Origin of the sequence: Methylorubrum populi (genome assembly GCF_002355515.1) — a bacterium.
Classification (GTDB): Bacteria; Pseudomonadota; Alphaproteobacteria; order Rhizobiales; family Beijerinckiaceae; genus Methylobacterium; species Methylobacterium populi_A.
Map to the genome: position 1 here is coordinate 3,690,883 of NZ_AP014809.1, position 19,028 is coordinate 3,709,910.

Genomic DNA, 19,028 nt, shown 5'->3' on the forward strand with positions numbered 1-19,028 from the left:
GCCGCTCACCGGACGGTATGGGGCGGGCGGACGGGTCGTCCATGCCCGGCAACCGCGGCGAAGTTGTGGATGGCCCAGTCGATCGAACCGGTCCATCGACCCGACCGCTTCGAACCGACCGGTCCGATCGTGATCGAGGCCCGGCATATCGCAGCGCCGAGCAACGTCGATGCCAGTCCACCGTAACCCATCGGACAGGCACGGCCACCGTCTGGTTTTCGCCCAAACCCTGCCTTAGACGGATGCAGGAGATCTTAACGTTGCCGAGCCTCGGCCGTGCTCTCGACCACGCTCCCGGCCGGACCTTGTCCGAGCCGGAGCCTGCCGAGGCTACAGCGGGGATCGGCTGGTACGAGGACAGGACACCCATGCGACACCCGTCGAGACTTTGCGCCGCGGCGCTTCTCGCCGCGAGCCTCGGCGGCTGCCAGGCGCTCGGCGGCGGCGGCGGCGTCATGCCGGAGACCGATATCGGCCCCCCGCCCTCCGCCCGCGGCACTCTGCCGGGCCGCCCCCTGCGCAGCGCGCAGACCGATGACGACGGTCGCCCGGTCGCGGCCATGCCGACCCGCTCCCTCGAACTGCCGAAGAACATCCGCGGCCAGACCCGCACCGCCGACGAAGGCCCGCGCCGGATCCGCCGCGAGGAGATCGACGGCGAGCCGACGACGCGGACCAGTTCCGGCGGCCTCGCGCCCCAGATGGGATCGGGCGGCAGCGTCGGGCTCGGCGGCAAGTTCTGAGGCGCGCCGCCCGCGGATCGGGCGGCTCGAACGGGCAGGGCATCGACGGCTCAGGCCGTCGGCGCCTTCCGCCCACCCCAGTGGTCGTTCAGGCGCCCGCCGTAATCCGGATCGGAGAAGGGGTCCTCCCCGGGTCCGTGCGTCGGTGCACCCTCGAGATCGGCGGGATCGATATCGACCACGTATCCGCCGAGTTCCACCGAATAGGTCAGCGCGTTCCACGGCAGCGGATGGTAGGTCTCGCCGAAACCGAGAAATCCGCCGAAGGACAGCACCGCGTAGGCGACCTGCCCCGATACCTTGTCGACCATGAAGTTGTGGACGCTGCCGAGGTGGCGACCGGTCCCGTCGTAAACCGGCGTGCCCTCGACCTTGTCCGAGGCGATCAGCCGGGGGGTCTCGTCGGTCGCCACACCCTCACCGGATGCGGGATCCAGTTCGAGCGTTCCCGGCTTTCGATAGGCCCGCTCCTCGGGCAGATCCGTCGGCATCCAAGTCTCCGAAATCTCCAGGCCAGCCCTGAACCGCTCCCAACGGGCTCGCGATCCAGGGTGTTGCTTGAATGCGGTGTGGCTGGCGCGGTTCCCCCCGCGGACCCGGCGAGAGCGGCGTGGCGCCCGACGATCGCCCCTCGGACCCGGCCCGACCATCGCAAAAAATCCCTCGGGTGGCGGATTGGGCTGCGGAAAGGTCCGCTGATCTGTGGATGGACGGCGCAGCGGTGCCGTTCTCCACTTGGAACGGGCGCGGCACCGCTTAGTTGTTGCTCCCTAGTGCCCCCATGCCCTCGTGGATCTCCCTCGGGGTCGGGTCACGAATCTGCCGGTCCGCAGGACGGAGGGAAACCATGGCTACCAAGACGACGGAGAAGAAGGCGGCTGCGCCCAAGAGTGCCCCGAAGAAGGAGACCGCCACCAAGGCTGCCTCCGGCACCAAGCCCAACGCGCTTCAGCAGCCCCTGAAGCCGTCTCCCGAACTCGCCGCCATCGTCGGCGACAAGCCCCTGCCGCGCGGCGAGGTCGTCAGCAAGGTGTGGGAGCACATCAAGAAGCACAACCTCCAGAACCCGGAGAACAAGCGCGAGATCGTCGCCGACGACAAGCTCAAGAAGATCTTCGGCAAGGACAAGTGCTCGATGTTCGAGATGAACAAGCATCTCGCCGCGCACCTGAAGTCCTGATTTCGGAGAACCGTTCGCGGGCCGTCCCTCGGAGTACGGAGCCGGTTAGACCGGTCCGTACGTCCGGCGGGCTCGGGCGCGATGGGTCTCAGGCGATGCTGCGCAGCACGCCGCCATCGACCCGCAGGGCCGCCCCGGTGGTGGCGCTCGCGGCGGGCGTGCAGAGATAGGCCACCATGTTGGCCACCTCTTCCGGCTGGGCCAGACGCTTGAGGAGGGAGGTGGGCCGGTTCTCGGCGATGAAGGCACGGCCCTTGGCCTCCAGGTCGCCGTCCCCTGCACCCATCGATTCCAGAAAATCCGCCACGCCCTCGGTCATGGTCGGACCGGGCAGGACGCTGTTGACCGTGACGCCGCTGCCGCCCACCGTCTCCGCCAGCCCGCGGGAGACGGCGAGCTGCGCCGTCTTCGTCATCCCGTAATGGACCATCTCCGGCGGGATATTGATCCCGGATTCGCTGGCGATGAAGACGATCCGGCCCCAGCCGCGCTCGACCATGCCGGGGCCGTAGGCGCGCGCGAGGCGGATGCCGCTCATCACGTTCATCTCGAAGAAGTGGCGCCATTCGGCATCCGCGATCTCGAAGAACGGCTTCGGCTCGAAGATGCCGGCGTTGTTGACGAGGATGTCGACCCTCGGCAGGGCGGCGACGAGTTCGGCCGCGCCCTCCTCGGTGCCGACGTCGCCGATGCCGGCGATGAACTCGCCGCCGGGCACTTCGCCGCGCAGACGGGCGATCGCCGCGTCCACCCGCTCGGCGGTGCGGCCGTTGACGGCGACATAGGCGCCGAGCCGGCCGAGTTCGCGGGCCACCGCGTAGCCGATGCCGCCTGTCGAGCCGGTGACGAGGGCGCTGCGTCCCTTCAGATCGATGTCCATCCTCCACCTCCGCCCGCCGCGATCCTCCGTATCGAGGAACAACGCGCGACCGGCGGGATGGGTGCTCGGCCCTGCAACCGCCAGCGGTCGGCGCTCACGGCCCCGCCCGCCGCAGACCGCTTGCCACCGAACCGGCCAGCGCCAGGACGACGGCGCACCAGAGGGTGGTGGCGAAGGCGCCCACCGGCCCGCCCGCGATCAGGCCGAACAGCACGGCGACCAGCGCCGCCCCGATCGACTGGCCGACGAGCCGGGCGCTCGCCTGCATGCCGCTGGCGCCACCGCTGCGCTCCCGCGGGGCGCTGGTGATGATGACCTTGTTGTTGGGCGACTGGAACAGCCCGAAACCAACGCCCGAAAGCGTCAGGCGCCAGACGACGTCGAAGGTCGAGGGTGCCTGCGGCAGCAGGGCAAGGGAGGCCATGCCGGCCGCCAGGAGGACGAGGCCGAGGCTGCCGAGCAGTCCCGGCGGCACGCGGTCGGCGAGCCGGCCGGCGAACGGCGACATCGCCGCGATGGCGAGCGGCCACGGCGTCATCAGCAAGCCGGTCCGGGTCTCCGAGAAGCCCAGCCCGTCATGGAAGTAGAAGGGCAGGGCGACGTAGGCGATCATCTGCGCCGCGAACGAGCAGACCGAGGCTACCATCGACAGGGCGAAGGCCGGGATCCGCAGGAGATCGAGCGGCAGGAGCGGCACCGCGAGCCGGATCTGGCTGCGCACGAAGACGATGCCGGCCGCCACCGACGCCACGAGCGCCGCCGCGGCGAGCCAGCGGGTGCCGGGATCAGCGAGGCCGTCGAGGCCGACGATGAGCAGACCGATGGTCAGGGCGTTGAGGCCGGCGCTCCGCAGGTCGAAGCGGCGGGCGGAGCGGGGCGTGTAGGGCAGGGTGCGGGCGCCGACCGCCAGCGCCACGAGCCCGACCGGCAGGTTGACGAGGAACAGCCAGGGCCAGGCCGCGACCGAGAGGATCGCGGCGGCAACCGTTGGCCCAGCGGCGGCGGCCACCGCCACGATCAGCGCCACGTTGCCGACCCCGCGCCCGATCAGTCGGTGCGGGTAGATGAAGCGCACCAGCGCGATGTTCACGCTCATGATCCCGGCCGCGCCGAGCCCTTGGGCGACCCGTGCGGCCGTTAAGCTCGCGAGGTTCGGCGAAATGGCGCAGGCGAGCGAGGCCGCGGTGAAGACGGCAAGACCGCTCAGATAGACCCGACGGTAGCCCCAGATCTCGCCGAGCGTCGCCAGGGGCAGCAGGGCGGCGGTGACCGCGATCTGGTAGGCGCTGACGATGAAGATCGCGTCCGAGGCCGGCACGTCGAGGTCGCGGGCGATCACCGGCAGGGCGACGTTGACGATCGCACCGTCGAGCACCGCCATCGCGATGGCGAGCGCCATGGCCGAGAGCGCCAGCATCCGCTCCCGCAGCGGCAGCCCGTCGCCGCCAGCCTCTCCCGTTCTTCGCGCCGTCACCGTCCACCATCCGGAGCTTGCAGGCTGCCGATCCGCCCTATCTGTCCCTCACCGGACGGGGCGCCGAGCCTCGGCACCGGCACGCCGTTGGGGTAGAGCCCGAGTCGACCTTTCAGCGTCGCCGAGCCGTCCGAGCCCGCGGCGCCGCGCTCAAGTTTCGTGTGTCTGTATCGTCTTTTCCTGAATGCCGGCCACCGGAGACGAAGTGTCTATGCGTGCCCACCCCTTCCTCGCGCTCCTTCTCACGCCGCTCTTGACGCTGACGCCGGTCGCCGCCCGTGCTCAGGAACAGACGCCGCTCGGCATCGGCCTCGAAGGCTTCGCCTATCCCTTTCCGGTGCGATTCGTGCCGCTGACGCGCGACGGCGAAGCGCAGCGCCTCGCCTACATGGATGTTCCGGCCGCCGAGAACGCCAACGGCCGCACGGTGCTGCTGCTGCACGGGCGCAACTTTCCTTCGAGCTACTGGGAGCCGGTGATCCGCGCCCTCTCGAACGCGGGCTACCGCGTGGTGGTCCCCGACCAGCTCGGCTTCGGCAAGTCGTCGAAGCCGGTGGGCGCGTTCACCTTCGACCGGATGGCTGCCGACACGATCGCGCTCGCCGACAGCCTCAAGATCTCCCGCTTCGACGTGGTGGCCCATTCGATGGGCGGCATGCTCGCGGTCCGGCTCGCGCGAAGCTATCCGCAGCGGGTCAACAGCCTCGTGTTGGAGGCGCCGATCGGGCTCGAGGATTACCGCTTCACCGTGCCTCCGGTCCCCGACGAGACGCTGCTCGCCCGCGAGGGCGATCTCAGCGCCGACGCCTACCGCAAGCAGTTGATGACGAGCTACGCGCTCTCGATCCCCGCCTCGGCGATCGAGCCGTTCGTGTCGATCCGCGAGCGGGTGAAGGGCTCGGGCGAGTATCCGCGCTGGCTCAAATCCTTCGTGAACTCCTACCAAATGATCTGGGGCCAGCCGGTGGTCCACGAGATCCCGCTGGTGAAGGCGCCGACCCTGTTCATCATGGGCGCCAACGACCACAACGCCCCCGGCAAGGGCTTCGCCCCGGCCGAGATGCGCTCCGGCATGGGCGACAATACGGGGCACGCCCGCGCCCTCGCCGGCCGGATGCCGAACGGCAAGGCCGAGGTGATCAACAATGTCGGCCACCTCGTTCACATGGAGGCGACCGAGATGTTCAACGCGCTGACGCTCGAATTCCTCAACACGCATTGAGTGGGCCGCGCTGGGTCGAGATCGGGAGAGAGCGATGGATGTCGGTTTCATTGGGCTCGGCCGCATGGGCCGGGCCATGGCGGCGCAGCTCGTCGCGGCGGGGCACCGGGTGCGGGTCTGGAACCGCTCACCGGAGGCGGCGCGGGCAGTCGAGGGCGCAGAGCCCGTGGCGAGCGCCGCCGAGGCGTTTTCCGGGGATGCCGCGATCACCATGCTCGCCGACGACGCGGCCCTGCGCGCCGTGACCATTGAGGGCGGGCTGCTCGATTCCGGCCAGCGGCCGGGTGTGCATGTCGGCATGTCCACGATCTCGGTGGCGCTCGCCAAGGAACTGGCGGCGGTCCACGGACGCGCGGGCGTGCCCTACGTCTCCGCCCCGGTCTTCGGCCGGCCGGACGCGGCTTCGAACGGCGCGCTCAACATCATCGCCGCGGGTGACGATGCGGCGATCGCGCAGGTGCAGCCGCTGTTCGACGCCATGGGCAGCAAGACCTGGCGCTTCGGCGCGGAGCCTGAGCGGGCCAACGCCGTGAAGCTCGCGGGCAACTTCATGCTGGTCTCGGCCATCGAGGCGATGGGGGAGGCAGCCGCCTTCGCCGAGGGGCACGGCATCGCGGGCGCCGACGTGCTGGAGATGCTCACCAGCACCCTGTTCGCCTCGCCGGTCTACAAGAACTACGGCGCGATGATCATGGCGGGCCGCTACGAGCCGCCGGGCTTCACCATCCGACTCGGCCTCAAGGATGTCCGCCTCGCGCTGGCGGCGGGTGAAGCGGTCAACGTGCCGATGCCCTTCGCCAGCGTGCTGCGCGACAACCTCCTCGACGCCATCGCCCACGGCGACGGCGACAAGGATTTTGCCGGTCTTGCCACGGTGGCCGCCCGGCGCAGCGGGCGGTAGGTCTCAGCGATTGGTGTTCGACGCGGTCTGGCCGAACATCACCCGCTTGGCGTCCTCGCTCATCGGATGGCCGTGGTTCGGGTTGACCTCGGCCGCGCGCGCGTAGGCCGCCCTGGTGGCGGGGCGATCCGCGATCGCCTCGAACCAGCGCTTCAGGTTCGGATGATCGTCGAGCCGCTGGCCCTGCTTCTCCCACGGCACGATCCAGGGATAGGCGGCCATGTCGGCGATGGTGTAGTCGGCGCCCGCAACGAAGGCGCGGTCGGCGAGCCGCCGGTCGAGCACGCCGTAGAGCCGGTTCGTCTCCTTCACGTACCGGTCGATGGCGTAGGGGATCTTCTCCGGCGCGTATTGCGAGAAATGGTGGTTCTGGCCGAGCATCGGCCCGAGGCCGCCCATCTGCCAGAACAGCCATTGCAGGGTTTCGGCCCGGCCGCGCAGGTCGGCGGGAAGGAAGCGCCCGGTCTTCTCCGCGAGGTAGAGCAGGATCGCGCCCGACTCGAACAGCGAGACCGGCTCTCCGCCGTCGGAAGGGGCCTGATCGACGATGGCCGGCATGCGGTTGTTCGGTGCGATCTTCAGGAAGGAGGCCTCGAACTGGGCGCCCTTGCCGATGTCCACCGGGTGGATGGTGTAGGGGAGGCCGGCCTCCTCCAGGAACATCGTCACCTTGTGGCCGTTCGGGGTTGGCCAGTAGTACAGATCGATCATTGCTGCGCCTCGTCTCCGAACCCGCGAGGGCGGGCCCTCCGACCTGCGGCGAAGTGGGATCGTCGAGCGATCCGATCAAGCCGCGATCGACGCAAGGCTATGCGTCCCGCCGCTGAGGACGTCCTTTACCTTTCCCGTGCTCTGCTGCCGCGACGCACGGAGGACGGTTCATGGTGTCGGCAGTCTCCACGAGTTCGGCGGGCCTGAGCGCCGCCCTGCAGAGGTTCGACGGGGCGGCTGCCCGGGTCGCCTCGCCCCAATCCGCCGCCGAGCCGGTTACGGCCGTCACCGATCTGGCCTCGGCCTCGTTCGGCGTTTCCGTGAACACGGCGGTTCTGAAATCCTCGATCGAATCCGAGAAGCGCGTCCTCGACATCCTCGTCTGACGTCCCTCACGGCGGACGGCGCCTTGCCGGCCGGGAGACGAGAAGGTATCTCCGTCACAGCGTCGGGGTGTAGCGCAGTCTGGTAGCGCATCTGCTTTGGGAGCAGAGGGTCGTAGGTTCGAATCCTATCGCCCCGACCATACCTTCCCCGGAGACGTCAGCCGTCCGATGCCGAGCGCCCGCATCTACCGCCCCGCCAAGGACCCCACGCAGTCCGGGCTCGCCCGCACCAAGCAATGGGTGCTGGAGTTCGACCAGACCGAGCCGCGCGAGACCGACCCGCTGATGGGCTGGACCGGCTCCTCCGACATGCTGCAGCAGGTGCGGCTCGAATTCGATACCTCCGAGGAGGCGGTGGCCTACGCCAAGGCGGCAGGCATCGCCTACCGGGTCGAGGAGACGCCGCCGCCGATCGCCCGCAAGGGCCTGTCCTACTCCGACAATTTCAAGTTCAACCGCACCGCCCCCTGGACCCACTGAGGCTCGATCTCAGCGCCCCTTCCGCTCCGTCCAGGCGCGGTAGGGATTCGGCTCGTCGGGAAGCGGTTGGTGGCGCACCCGCATCGGCTGCTCCTCGAGCGGCCGGCACAGCTCGGCGTAGATCCCGGCGCTGAGCAGGCCCTCGGCCTCCGCGTCCTCCGCGGTGAAGGCGAAGTAGCCCTCCTTCACGCCGGCGAGCCGCATCGCCGCGTGGCACATCGGGCAGGGCCGCCCGCTGGCGTAGACGATGCAGTCGTCGAGCTTGGGCCGGCCGAGCCGCTGACTCGCCGCGCGGATCGCCACCATTTCGGCGTGGTCGCTCGGATCGTTGGTCGCATGGATGCGGTTGGCCGCCCGCGCGACGACCTCCCCATCCCGCACGATCACCGCGCCGTAGGGCCGGCCGCCCTCGGCGACATTGGCGAGGGCGATGTCGGTCGCCTCGCGCAGATAATCTTCGTGATCCGGCATTCCGTCTCCTCCCGTCAGAACGCGTAGCGCACCCGGCAATAGGGCATCCGCTCGGCGAGCAGGGCCTTGAACCGGGCGAGCCATCTCCCCTTCCAGCCGGTGCGGTAGCGCAGGTTCTCGCCGCCGCCCTCCGAGCGCTTGGTCTCTTGGATGTCCGGCCGCCAGAGCAGGTCCTCGGCTTTGGGGTGCCAGCCGAGATTGACCGCGTGCAGCCCGTCATTGTGGGTCAGCATGATGATCTCGCAGGCGAGCTGGGCTTTGGCCGCCTCCGAGATCGTGCCGTCGATCGCGTCGAACAGGGCGGCCCAATCCGCCTCCCAGCCCTCGTAGAGAATGACGGGCGAGAAATTGACGTGGACCTCGTAGCCGGCCCGCAGGAAGTCGTCGATCGCGGCGATCCGCTCAAGGATCGGCGCGGTCCGGACATCGACGATGCGGGCGATCCGCGCCGGCATCAGGGAGAAGCGGATGCGGGTGCGCCCCTGCGGGTCGTAGGCGAGGAGATCCCGATTCACGGCCTTGGTCGCGAACGACCCCTTGGCGTTGGGCAGCCCGCGAAACAGCGCGACGAGATCGCGGACGTTGTCACAGATCATCGCATCGACCGAGAGATCGCCGTTCTCGCCGAGATCGTAGACCCAGGCCTGCCCGTCGATCTGGTCGGACTCGGGCAGCGGACCCTGCTTGCCCGCGTGGCGCGCGATCGCCGCGCAGACCGCGTCGACATTCACGAACAGCGAGATCGGGTTCGAGAAGCCCTTGCGGCGCGGCACGTAGCAATAGGCGCAGGCCATCGCGCAGCCGTTCGAGGTGGAGGGCGCGATGAAGTGGGCGGAGCGGCCGTTGGGGCGCATGGCGAGCCCCTTCTTCACCCCGAGCACCAGGGTCGAGCGCTTGATGCGCACCCAATCCTCGACCGAGCCTTCGTTGCCGTGCAGCTCCGGGATGTTCCAGTGCGAAGGGACCTCGATCCGCTCCGCATTCGGGTAGCGGGCCAGAATCTCACGGCCGCGCGGGAAGTCGGCGACCGCGGGTTCGTGGAAGATGCGATCGATGTCGATGAGGTCGCGCGGAGCCATGGCCCGGATCTAGGGCAACTCCCGCGATCCGTCGGGGCCTGCGGCGACAGGCCCGAGCCGCGGGGACCGGCAGCCGTGAAGTCGGATCCCGTCATCGCGAGCGGATACGGGACGATTCAGCGGCGCACGCTCTCACCATCGGCCGAGCCCCGGACGGCCGCGCCGCGCCATGACGCGGGGGCTTCAGAGCCGCGCCAGCAGCTCCGCCTTCTTGCTTGAAAATTCCGCGTCGGTCAGCACGCCCTTCTTGTGCAGCTCGGCCAGCCGTTCGAGCACCGAGAGCACGTCGGCGGAGCCTGCGTTCGATGCGGCCGGAGCCGGCCGATGGGAGGCGGGCCCAGGCGCGGGCGGATGGATCGCGAAGGCGGACGACGACGCGGACGACGCCACGGCCGCCGGTGCCGGCGACTTCGCTGCCGCCTCGGGCTCGACCGGCCTCAGATCCTCCAGCGAAAAACTCCCCTGCGGGCCGCTGAAGCGCAGCGACGACGAGCCGCCCTGCTGCTGACTCGCGCCGGTAATGATCCGCTCGGCCGTGTCGTAGAGGGCGAGCCGCCCGTCCGTCTCCACGGCGAGCCGCCGCTTCTCGGGAAAGAAGGCGTAGCGCGTGCCGTTCTGCGCGCCCGCGCTCGACGGAAGGCCGAGGCTGCCAGGCCACCAATTGCCCGAGGCCGCCTCTTCGCGGAAGCCGGAGAGCGGCAGGGCCGCGGCGAGTTCGGTGCAGAGGGCATCGACCCGCGCCTTGAGCGCGTGGTCGTTCATCGAGCCGACCATCACCATGCCGCCCCGCGACCACTGACCGAAGCCGCCGAGATCGGGATGGTCGAACTGGGCCATGTTGCCCTGGCCCGCCTGAAGAGCCCGCAGCAGGTGGCGCACCGCGTCGAGGCTCACGCCGTGCCGCTCGGCCAGGGGCTCGAGGCCGGCGGGCCGTTGTTCGGAGTCTTCGATCATCGCCGATTGTCCCTCACGGACCTGTCCATTCCGATCGATGGAGAGCGTTGCAACGCGAGCCTCCACCGCGAGTTTCGTCCAAGGCTACCATATCGGCCGACCACATCCGCGGCGGCGCGCAGCGGAGCGGAAAAATTTGCTGCACCGCGTCAGCCGGCACGGAGCTTCGCGGTTCCGTGAACGTTCAGAGTCCGGCCGGACCCGCGGGGGCCGCCACAAGCGAGAATGGGACGACGATGGCCGATACCGACCGGAATGGGATGCCGAAGCCGCGCACGTCGCGCACGCGAATCCGCGAAGGCTCGCCGCATCCCCGCGGTGCGACCTGGGACGGCCGCGGCGTGAACTTCGCGCTGTTCTCGGCCCACGCCACCAAGGTCGAGCTGTGCCTGTTCGACGACGAGGGCAAGAACGAGATCGAGCGCATCGAGTTGCCGGAATATACCGACGAGGTCTGGCACGGCTATCTGCCGGATGCGCGCCCCGGCACGATCTACGGCTACCGCGTTCACGGCCCCTACGAGCCGGAGGCCGGCCACCGCTTCAACCCCAACAAGCTGCTGATCGACCCCTACGCCAAGGGCCTCGTCGGCACCATCGAGTGGAATCCGGCGCTGTTCGGCTACCAGATGGAGACCGGCGACGACCTCACCTTCGACGAGCGCGACTCCGCTCCCTACACCCGCCGCTCCCGCGTGATCGACCCGGCCTTCACCTGGGGCCGCGATGCCAAGCCGCGCGTGCCGTGGGAGCGCACCATCGTCTACGAAACCCACGTCAAAGGTTTCACCAAACTGCATCCGGCGGTGCCGGAGAAGCTGCGCGGCACTTATGCCGGCATGGGGCACCCGGCGGTGCTCGACTACATCAAGAGCCTCGGCATCACCTCGGTCGAGTTGCTGCCGGTCCACTCCTTCGTGCAGGACGATTACCTGCAGCAGAAGGGGCTGATCAATTACTGGGGCTACAATACCATCTCGTTCTTCACGCCCGCCCGGCGCTACGCCGCGGTGCCGGACTTCGCCTTCTCCGAATTCAAGGAGATGGTGGCGCGCATGCACGGCGCCGGTCTCGAAGTCATCCTCGACGTGGTCTACAACCACACGGCGGAGGGCAACGAGAAGGGTCCGACGCTCTCGTTCAAGGGCGTCGACAACGCCTCCTACTACCGGCTGCTGCCGAACCAGCCGCGCTACTACATCAACGACACCGGCACGGGGAACACCTTCAACCTCTCGCATCCCCGCGTGCTGCAGCTCGTCACGGACAGCCTGCGCTACTGGGCCAACGAGATGCGGGTCGACGGCTTCCGCTTCGACCTCGCCACCATCCTCGGCCGCGAGCCCTACGGCTTCGACGAGGGCGGCGGCTTCCTCGACACCTGCCGCCAGGACCCAGTGCTCAACGACGTGAAGCTGATTGCTGAGCCGTGGGATTGCGGCCCCGGCGGTTATCAGGTCGGCGGCTTCCCGCCGGGCTGGGCCGAGTGGAACGACCGGTTCCGCGACGACGTGCGCGGCTACTGGAAGGGCGATGCCGGACTTCTGCCGGGGCTCGCCTCGCGCATCACCGCCTCGGCCGACAAGTTCAACAAGCGCGGACGCCGGCCCTGGGCCTCGGTGAACTTCATCACGGCGCATGACGGGTTCACGCTCAACGACACGGTCTCGTACAACGAGAAGCACAACGAGGCCAACGGCGAGGGCAACCGCGACGGGCACGGCCACAACTTGTCCTACAATTATGGCGTCGAGGGCCCGACCGACGATCCCGAGATCCGCTCGGTGCGCCTGCGCCAGATGCGCAACATGCTGGCCACCCTGTTCCTGTCGAAGGGCACGCCGATGCTGCTGGCCGGCGACGAGTTCGCCCGGACTCAGCAGGGCAACAACAACGCGTACTGCCAGGACAACGAGGTCTCCTGGGTCGATTGGGGCGCCATCGGCGAGGAGGAACGCGATCTCGCCGAGTTCACACAGCGCCTGATCCTGCTGCGCAACGCCCTGCCGATGCTCTCGCGCGGGCGCTTCGTGACGGGCGCCTACGACGAGGAGTTCGGCGTCAAGGACGTGACGTGGCTTACGCCCGCCGGCACCGAGATGAGCCCGGAGAACTGGAACGACGGCAATTCGCGCACGCTCGCCGTCCTGCTCGACGGGCGCGCCCAGGCGAGCGGCATCCACAAGCGCGGCGGCGATGCGACGCTGCTCCTGTTCTACAACGCCTATCACGATGTGGTCGACTTCACCCTACCCGAGGCGCCCGGCGGCACCGCCTGGACGCGGCTGCTCGACACCAACCTGCCGGATAGCCAGGAGATCGAGAGCTTCGCCGTGGGCGAGAGCTACTCGGTCACGGGCCGCTCGATGCTGATGTTCGTTCTCAAGCCGATCGAGAGCGAGAGCGAGGAGCACAGCGACATGGAGCGCTCCTACCAGTATGTGATGCAGGCCTTCGAGCGGGCGAACGTCGAGAGCGTAAGCTTCGGCATCGACGAGGAGGTCTGACGCCGGGGGAGCGGCCACCCTGTGCGGGCGGTCTCTCCCACCCTAGCCTGTCTTATTCACGAGGGCAGTGGATCTGTGGTGGCGAGCGTAGCGTAAGGCATTGATAGGGCTTAGGGATTGGGTGCTGACACCAACCTTTTTCACCTGATCGAGCCCGCCATGCCCGCCATGTCCGATCCTACGGTGCTCCCGTTCGCGTTTCCATCCGTGAGAGCCAAGAAGCTCACAGCTGCCTTCGATGGCGGACGCCTGTCCTCGGACGGCGGTGTCCTGCTGCTGGCCCAGGCCGCCCGACGGTTGGGCATCGCCGAGAAGCTCGCTGCGGTGATCCCGGACCGGCGCGATCCGAGCCGGATCGTGCATCCGCTTCCCGAGATCCTTCTGGCGCGCATCCTGGCCATCGCCTGCGGTTACGAGGACGCCGACGACCTCGACCACCTGCGCGCCGATCCTGCGTTCAAGCTCGCCTGTGGGCGGCTGCCCGAGAGCGGCGTCGACCTGATGAGCCAGCCCACTGTCTCGCGGCTGGAGAACACCCCCGGCCTGCGCGACCTGATCCGGCTCGGGCGGGTGCTGGTCGACCTGTACTGCGCCAGCTATGCCACGCCGCCCGAGGCCGTCACGCTGGATATCGACGACACCTGCGACGTGGTCCATGGCCAGCAGCAACTCTCGCTGTTCAACGCCCACCACGATGCGCGCTGCTTTCTCCCCATCCACGTCTACGACACTGCCACCTCACGCCCGGTGGCGATGATCCTGCGTCCAGGTAAGACGCCCTCTGGCCGCGAGGTCCGAGGCCATCTGCGCCGCCTCGTCCGAGCGATCCGCCATCACTGGCCCAAGACCGCGATCACCATCCGGGGCGACGGCCATTACGGGCGGCCCGAGGCCATGAACTGGTGCGAAGACAACGGCGTCGCTTACGTCTTCGGCCTGACCGGCACGAAGGCGCTGGCCGCCAAGGTCGAGGATATCGCCGATACCATCCGGGTGGTGCGGGCCATCGGCGACAAGGATGCGGTGCGCGGCTTTGCCGAGACCACGCACGCGGCCAAGTCCTGGCGGCAGCAACGCCGCGTCGCCGCCCGCATCGAGGCGACCCGCCTTGGTCTCGATATCCGCTACGTGGTCACGAACATCGCCACCGGCACGCCCGAATGGCTCTACGCCGAGCTGTACTGCGCCCGCGGACAGGCCGAGAACTTGATCAAGCTCCACAAGGGCCAGCTCGCCTCCGACCGTACCTCGTGCCGGAACCCCGCCGCCAACCAGATGCGGCTCGTCCTGCACACCGCTGCCTATTGGCTGATGCTCACCGTGCGCGAGGCCGTCCCGACCGCGCACCGCCTCGCCAGGGCCGAGTTTGCAACAATCCGCCTCCGGCTGCTCAAGCTCGGAACCCGTATCCGCGAGACCGCTGCCCGCGTCCGCCTCGCCTTCGCCGCCGCCTGTCCAGAAGCCGACCTGATCCGCCACCTTGCGACTGCGCTCGCCCCGGCACCGGCCTGAACGACGGGGCTGCGACGCCCCAACGAACCCGCTCCCGTCCCTCCATCGCCGACCGAACAATCCCGATCCACACGCGTCAGAACAGACGAGCGATCGCGCGCGCCATCAGCCCAAAACGCAGCGTACGCCGATGCCCGATGAATAAGACGGGCTAGACTTTGCATCGTCTTTCTGCCGAGGCTCAGGCTCATCGTTCGGCTCGACGCTCTACTCTGCAGCAGTGAGGAGGCGGCGGCGACGCCGGTGGCCTCGACCATCACGCCACGCCGCGGGTCCGCATGATCGACATCCCCGAGAAAAGGCCCCACGGCGACCATCCGAACGTCGAGGCCGGTGCGGCCGGGCACGAGTTCGACCCCGGCAGCGGCATCTTCTTCGCGGCCGTCTCCATGACCCGTATGCCGATGGTGGTGGTCGACCCCAACAAGGACGACCACCCGATCGTTTTCGTGAACCAAGCCTTCCTGGAGATGACGGGCTACGCAAGGGAGGAGGTGATCGGCCGCAATTGCCGCTTCCTCCAGGGCCCCGAGACCGATCCGGCGACGCGGGCGCAGGTGCGCGAGGCGGTCGCCGCCCGGCGCGACATCGCCACCGAGATCCTGAACTACCGCAAGGACGGCTCGGCCTTCTGGAACGCGCTGTTCGTGAGCCCGGTCTACAACGCGGCCGGCGACCTCGTGTACTTCTTCGGCTCGCAGCTCGACATCACCCGCCGCCGGATCGCCGAGGACTCGCTGCGTCAGGCGCAGAAGATGGAGGCGATCGGGCAACTGACCGGCGGCATCGCCCACGACTTCAACAACCTGCTCCAGGTCATCCTGGGCTACGCCGACTCGCTCGCGACCAATCTCGAGCGGCCGGATGCCGACCCGGGTCGCATGGGGCGCGCCGTCGGCAACATCCGCGAGGCGGCGGAGCGGGCTTCGACGCTGACGCAGCAATTGCTCGCCTTTGCCCGCAAGCAGCGTCTCGTCGGGCGAACCCTCAACCTCAACGACCTCGTCTCCGAGATGAAGGAGCTTGCGGCGCGCACGCTGGGCGACGCGGTGACGATCGAGACCGATCTCGCCCCTGATCTCCGCGCCTGCCGGATCGATCGGACCCAGGCCGAAGTCGCCCTGCTCAACGTGCTCATCAATGCCCGCGACGCGATGCCGGACGGCGGACGCGTGACGATCACGACCCGCAACGAGGACACCGGCCGCCCCGACGGCACGGGCCGCCTCGTCAGCGTCGCAGTGACCGATACCGGCTCCGGCATCCCCTCGGATATGCTCGCGCGGGTGATGGATCCGTTCTTCACCACGAAGGAGGAGGGCAAGGGCACGGGGCTTGGGCTGTCGATGGTCTACGGCTTCGCCAAGCAGTCGGGCGGCTTCGCGCAGATCGAGTCGGTGGTGGGGGAGGGGACGACCGTGCGTCTCGCCTTTCCGGCCACCGAGGAGAGGGACGCGCCGAGCCAGGAAGTGCCCTCGAGCGAGGAGCGGCCGGGCACGGAGACGATCCTGATCGTGGACGACCGCGCCGACGTCGCCGAACTCGCCCGGGCGATCCTGCGCGATTACGGCTACGGTACCCTGATGGCCCGCCACGGCCGCGAGGCCCTGGAGATCCTGGGCGACCATCCGGAGATCGACCTGCTCTTCTCCGACCTGATCATGCCCGGCGGCATGGACGGCCTCGCGCTCGCCCGGGAGGCGCGCCGCCGCCACCCCGCTGTCAGGATCCTGCTCACCACCGGCTACGCCGAGGCCAGCCTCGAGCGAACCGGTATCGAGCGTCCGGAGTTCGATATCCTGAACAAGCCGTACCGCCGCGCCGAGTTGATCCGGCGGGTGAGGGCGGCTCTCGACGCGCCGATCCGAACCTGACCGGCGCGGCAGACCGGGAGAGCAGCATGGCTCAGGGCGACAAGTCGAAATACACCGACAAGCAGATCCGCAAGGCGGAGCATATCGCCGAATCCTACGAGGCCCGCGGCGTGTCCGAGAAGGAAGCGGAATCCCGCGCCTGGGCGACCGTCAACAAGGATGACGGCGGCGGCAAGAAGCCCGGCGGCTCGGGTCGCGGTCGCACCACCGGCCATCCCGCCGCGCACAAGGGCGGTCGCAGCGGCGGCACGGCGTCGGCCTCACGAACCAAGGAACAGCGCTCGGCTTCCGCGAAGAAGGCGGCCGAGACGCGCAAGCGGAACGCCGCGAAGAAGGCGGGTTGATCGAAGACACATGACCCTCCCCCGCGGAGGGGGGAGGGGTTGCAGGGCGGCTGCCTCAGACAGCCATCGCCGTCTTCAGGTTCTCATCGACCTTGTCGAGGAAGCTGTCGGTGGTGAGCCACTTCTGGTCGGGGCCGACGAGGAGGGCGAGGTCCTTCGTCATGTGTCCGGACTCGACGGTATCGACGCAAACCTTCTCCAGCGTCGAGGCGAACTTCGCGAGATCCGCGTTGTCGTCGAGCTTGGCCCGGTGGGCGAGGCCGCGGGTCCAGGCGAAGATCGAGGCGATCGAGTTGGTCGAGGTCGCCTTGCCCTTCTGGTGCTCGCGGTAGTGGCGCGTCACGGTGCCGTGGGCAGCCTCGGCCTCGACGGTCTGGCCGTCCGGGGTCATCAGCACGGAGGTCATCAGGCCGAGCGAGCCGAAGCCCTGCGCAGCGGTGTCCGACTGCACGTCGCCGTCGTAGTTCTTGCAGGCCCAGACATAGCCGCCCGACCATTTCAGGCACGAGGCGACCATGTCGTCGATCAGGCGATGCTCGTAGGTGAGGCCAAGCGACTGGAACTTCGACTTGAACTCCTCGTCGAACACCTTCTGGAACAGATCCTTGAACCGCCCGTCATAGGTCTTGAGGATGGTGTTCTTGGTCGAGAGATAGACCGGGTACTTGCGGGCGAGGCCGTAGTTGAACGAGGCCCGGGCAAAATCGATGATCGACTGGTCGAGGTTGTACATCGACATCGCGACGCCGGCGTCCGGGAACTTGAACACCTCCTTCTCGATGACCGTGCCGTCGTCACCCTCGAACTTGATGGTGAGGCGGCCCTTGCCGGGCACCTTGAAGTCGGTGGCGCGGTACTGGTCGCCGTAGGCGTGGCGGCCGATCACGAAGGGCTGGGTCCAGCCCGGCACGAGGCGCGGCACGTTCGAGCAGATGATCGGCTCGCGAAAGATCACGCCGCCGAGGATGTTGCGGATCGTGCCGTTGGGCGAGCGCCACATCTCCTTGAGCTTGAACTCCTCGACGCGAGCCTCGTCCGGCGTGATGGTGGCGCATTTCACGCCGACGCCGTGGCGCTTGATCGCCTCGGCCGCATCGATCGTCACCTGATCGTTGGTGGCGTCGCGGTGCTCGACGCCGAGGTCGTAATAGTCGAGGTCGAGATCCAGGTAGGGGTGGATGAGCTTGTTCTTGATCTCCGCCCAGATGATCCGGGTCATCTCGTCGCCGTCGAGCTCGACGACCGGATTGGCCACCTTGATCTTCGCCATGTCGGTCCCTCAGTTGCCCGGTGCCGCGCGCCCGGCCGATTGCCCGTCGCACGTCCTCTCCGGAACCCTGTCGCCGCCCCTATAACGCAGCGCAGCAAGGCGACAAAGCCGGGCTCGAAGCGCCGGTTTCGGATGAGTGAAACTGTTACTGCCCCCTTCGGAACGGCAACAGGCTCTGCAGGCGAAATCCGAGCCAGATCGAAATCGACCATCCGCCGGTTGCTGACCGGAGGCGGGCTCGGCCGGAAGGGACGGGCCGGTGCGACGCCCACGGTCCTCGCCGTCCCGAACGGCACCTCACGCAGGTGCGCATCACCGAAGCGCATGTCGCTCCCGCACAAGAGCGCACGCCACGGCCGCGCTAAGCGGCCTGGACAAACCCGGCCAGCGCTGCAACGACCCGCGCGTCAAGAAAAACGGCCGATCACGAGGAAGGACACACCATGAGCGATCGCATCATCCTGCGCGCCGGCGAGGCCCTCGTCGCGGGCGGTCCGCCCAATACGGCGAGCGAGCCCGAGGTCATCATCGGCGAACTCGACGGCCCCGTCGGCACCGCCCTCGCAACACTCACCGGCGATCAGGTCGTCGGCCACAGCCGCGTCTTCGCGCTCCTGAACACCGACATCATGGTCCGCCCGGTGACCTTGTGCGTCTCCAAAGTGAGCGTGACCGAGAACAAGTACACCTCGATCCTGATGGGCACGGTGCAGTACGCCATCGCCAACGGCGTGCTCGACGCGGTGCGCGCCGGCTACATCCCCAAGGAGAAGGCCAACGATCTCGGCATCATCTGCTCGGTCTGGCTCAGCCCCGGCGTGATCCAGGCCGAGAGCGTCGATCACAAGGCTTTGTTCGAGATCCAGCGCAAGGGCATGACCGAGGCGATCCGCAAGGCCATGACCAACGAGCCCTCGATCGACTGGCTCCTCGAGAACCAGGACAAGATCGTCCACAAATACTACCAGATGGGCCTCGACGGTAAGATTTGAGGTTTTGGAGGGTTCGCGCCGCCGGTTTCGCCGGTGGCGCGGGCCCGA

Annotated in this window: 19 protein-coding genes and 1 tRNA gene; 12 read left to right on the plus strand and 8 right to left on the minus strand. The window is 68.3% G+C overall.

Going from position 1 to position 19,028, the window contains the following annotated elements; translation table 11 throughout:
* Positions 1-368 precede the first annotated feature (368 nt).
* The gene (locus tag MPPM_RS17025) at positions 369-743 is read left to right on the plus strand and encodes a hypothetical protein (protein ID WP_096486077.1); all 375 of its coding nucleotides are present in this window, start codon (positions 369-371) and stop codon (positions 741-743) included.
* A gap of 50 nt (positions 744-793) precedes the next feature.
* Here the strand turns inward: MPPM_RS17025 and MPPM_RS17030 are convergent, their stop codons facing one another.
* Complete coding sequence (locus MPPM_RS17030) at positions 794-1,234, minus strand: PRC-barrel domain-containing protein (RefSeq protein WP_096486078.1); 441 nt, start codon at positions 1,232-1,234, stop codon at positions 794-796.
* A 356-nt stretch (positions 1,235-1,590) separates the two neighbouring features.
* On the opposite strand from MPPM_RS17030, the gene MPPM_RS17035 reads away from it, so the two are divergent.
* A complete protein-coding gene (locus tag MPPM_RS17035; protein ID WP_017486375.1) occupies positions 1,591-1,923 on the plus strand; it encodes an SWIB/MDM2 domain-containing protein in 333 nt (110 codons plus the stop codon).
* Between the two features lie 88 nt (positions 1,924-2,011).
* Here MPPM_RS17035 and MPPM_RS17040 read toward each other — a convergent pair whose 3' ends face one another.
* Entirely contained in the window at positions 2,012-2,803 is a 792-nt protein-coding gene (locus MPPM_RS17040) for an SDR family NAD(P)-dependent oxidoreductase (RefSeq protein ID WP_096486079.1), read from the minus strand.
* A gap of 94 nt (positions 2,804-2,897) precedes the next feature.
* Positions 2,898-4,220: an MFS transporter gene (locus MPPM_RS17045; protein WP_432419860.1), complete on the minus strand. Its 1,323-nt coding sequence runs from the start codon at positions 4,218-4,220 to the stop codon at positions 2,898-2,900.
* 268 nt (positions 4,221-4,488) lie between these two features.
* Between MPPM_RS17045 and MPPM_RS17050 the strand changes: the two genes are divergently transcribed.
* Positions 4,489-5,499 (plus strand): alpha/beta hydrolase, encoded by a 1,011-nt coding sequence (locus tag MPPM_RS17050; protein WP_096486081.1) that lies wholly within the window; start codon positions 4,489-4,491, stop codon positions 5,497-5,499.
* A gap of 34 nt (positions 5,500-5,533) precedes the next feature.
* Positions 5,534-6,400 carry an NAD(P)-dependent oxidoreductase gene (locus tag MPPM_RS17055; protein WP_096486082.1) on the plus strand — a complete coding sequence of 289 codons (867 nt, stop codon included), beginning with the start codon at positions 5,534-5,536 and terminating at the stop codon, positions 6,398-6,400.
* A 3-nt stretch (positions 6,401-6,403) separates the two neighbouring features.
* On the opposite strand, the gene MPPM_RS17060 is transcribed toward MPPM_RS17055, so the two are convergent.
* Entirely contained in the window at positions 6,404-7,111 is a 708-nt protein-coding gene (locus tag MPPM_RS17060; protein ID WP_096486083.1) for a glutathione binding-like protein, read from the minus strand.
* Between the two features lie 170 nt (positions 7,112-7,281).
* On the opposite strand from MPPM_RS17060, the gene MPPM_RS17065 reads away from it, so the two are divergent.
* The 3 genes from MPPM_RS17065 to MPPM_RS17075 all read left to right on the plus strand — a co-directional run bounded on the left by MPPM_RS17065 (position 7,282) and on the right by MPPM_RS17075 (position 7,977).
* Positions 7,282-7,497, plus strand: coding sequence for a hypothetical protein (locus tag MPPM_RS17065; protein WP_096486084.1), 216 nt, complete (start codon positions 7,282-7,284; stop codon positions 7,495-7,497).
* Between the two features lie 63 nt (positions 7,498-7,560).
* Positions 7,561-7,637: transfer RNA gene (locus MPPM_RS17070), tRNA-Pro, on the plus strand.
* A 28-nt stretch (positions 7,638-7,665) separates the two neighbouring features.
* Positions 7,666-7,977, plus strand: a complete 312-nt coding sequence (locus MPPM_RS17075) for an ETC complex I subunit (RefSeq protein ID WP_012455199.1) — start codon at positions 7,666-7,668, stop codon at positions 7,975-7,977.
* Positions 7,978-7,986: 9 nt separating this feature from the next.
* Here the strand turns inward: MPPM_RS17075 and MPPM_RS17080 are convergent, their stop codons facing one another.
* The 3 genes from MPPM_RS17080 to MPPM_RS17090 form a co-directional block, all read right to left on the minus strand.
* Entirely contained in the window at positions 7,987-8,448 is a 462-nt protein-coding gene (locus MPPM_RS17080) for a nucleoside deaminase (protein WP_096486085.1), read from the minus strand.
* A gap of 14 nt (positions 8,449-8,462) precedes the next feature.
* Positions 8,463-9,527 (minus strand): spore photoproduct lyase family protein, encoded by a 1,065-nt coding sequence (locus tag MPPM_RS17085; protein WP_096486086.1) that lies wholly within the window; start codon positions 9,525-9,527, stop codon positions 8,463-8,465.
* A 183-nt stretch (positions 9,528-9,710) separates the two neighbouring features.
* The gene (locus MPPM_RS17090) at positions 9,711-10,481 is read right to left on the minus strand and encodes an SHOCT domain-containing protein (RefSeq protein ID WP_096486087.1); all 771 of its coding nucleotides are present in this window, start codon (positions 10,479-10,481) and stop codon (positions 9,711-9,713) included.
* A gap of 236 nt (positions 10,482-10,717) precedes the next feature.
* Between MPPM_RS17090 and glgX the strand changes: the two genes are divergently transcribed.
* From glgX to MPPM_RS17110, 4 genes are all read left to right on the plus strand, one after another.
* Complete coding sequence (glgX, locus tag MPPM_RS17095) at positions 10,718-12,988, plus strand: glycogen debranching protein GlgX (protein ID WP_096486088.1); 2,271 nt, start codon at positions 10,718-10,720, stop codon at positions 12,986-12,988.
* A 168-nt stretch (positions 12,989-13,156) separates the two neighbouring features.
* Positions 13,157-14,500 carry an IS1380 family transposase gene (locus tag MPPM_RS17100; protein WP_096487891.1) on the plus strand — a complete coding sequence of 448 codons (1,344 nt, stop codon included), beginning with the start codon at positions 13,157-13,159 and terminating at the stop codon, positions 14,498-14,500.
* A gap of 278 nt (positions 14,501-14,778) precedes the next feature.
* Entirely contained in the window at positions 14,779-16,374 is a 1,596-nt protein-coding gene (locus MPPM_RS17105) for a hybrid sensor histidine kinase/response regulator (protein ID WP_096486089.1), read from the plus strand.
* Between the two features lie 26 nt (positions 16,375-16,400).
* The gene (locus tag MPPM_RS17110) at positions 16,401-16,718 is read left to right on the plus strand and encodes a plasmid stabilization protein (protein ID WP_096486090.1); all 318 of its coding nucleotides are present in this window, start codon (positions 16,401-16,403) and stop codon (positions 16,716-16,718) included.
* Between the two features lie 55 nt (positions 16,719-16,773).
* Here MPPM_RS17110 and MPPM_RS17115 read toward each other — a convergent pair whose 3' ends face one another.
* Positions 16,774-17,988, minus strand: coding sequence for an NADP-dependent isocitrate dehydrogenase (locus MPPM_RS17115; protein ID WP_096486091.1), 1,215 nt, complete (start codon positions 17,986-17,988; stop codon positions 16,774-16,776).
* Positions 17,989-18,431: 443 nt separating this feature from the next.
* Between MPPM_RS17115 and MPPM_RS17120 the strand changes: the two genes are divergently transcribed.
* Positions 18,432-18,980: a formaldehyde-activating enzyme gene (locus MPPM_RS17120; RefSeq protein ID WP_003597938.1), complete on the plus strand. Its 549-nt coding sequence runs from the start codon at positions 18,432-18,434 to the stop codon at positions 18,978-18,980.
* Positions 18,981-19,028: the final 48 nt, after the last annotated feature.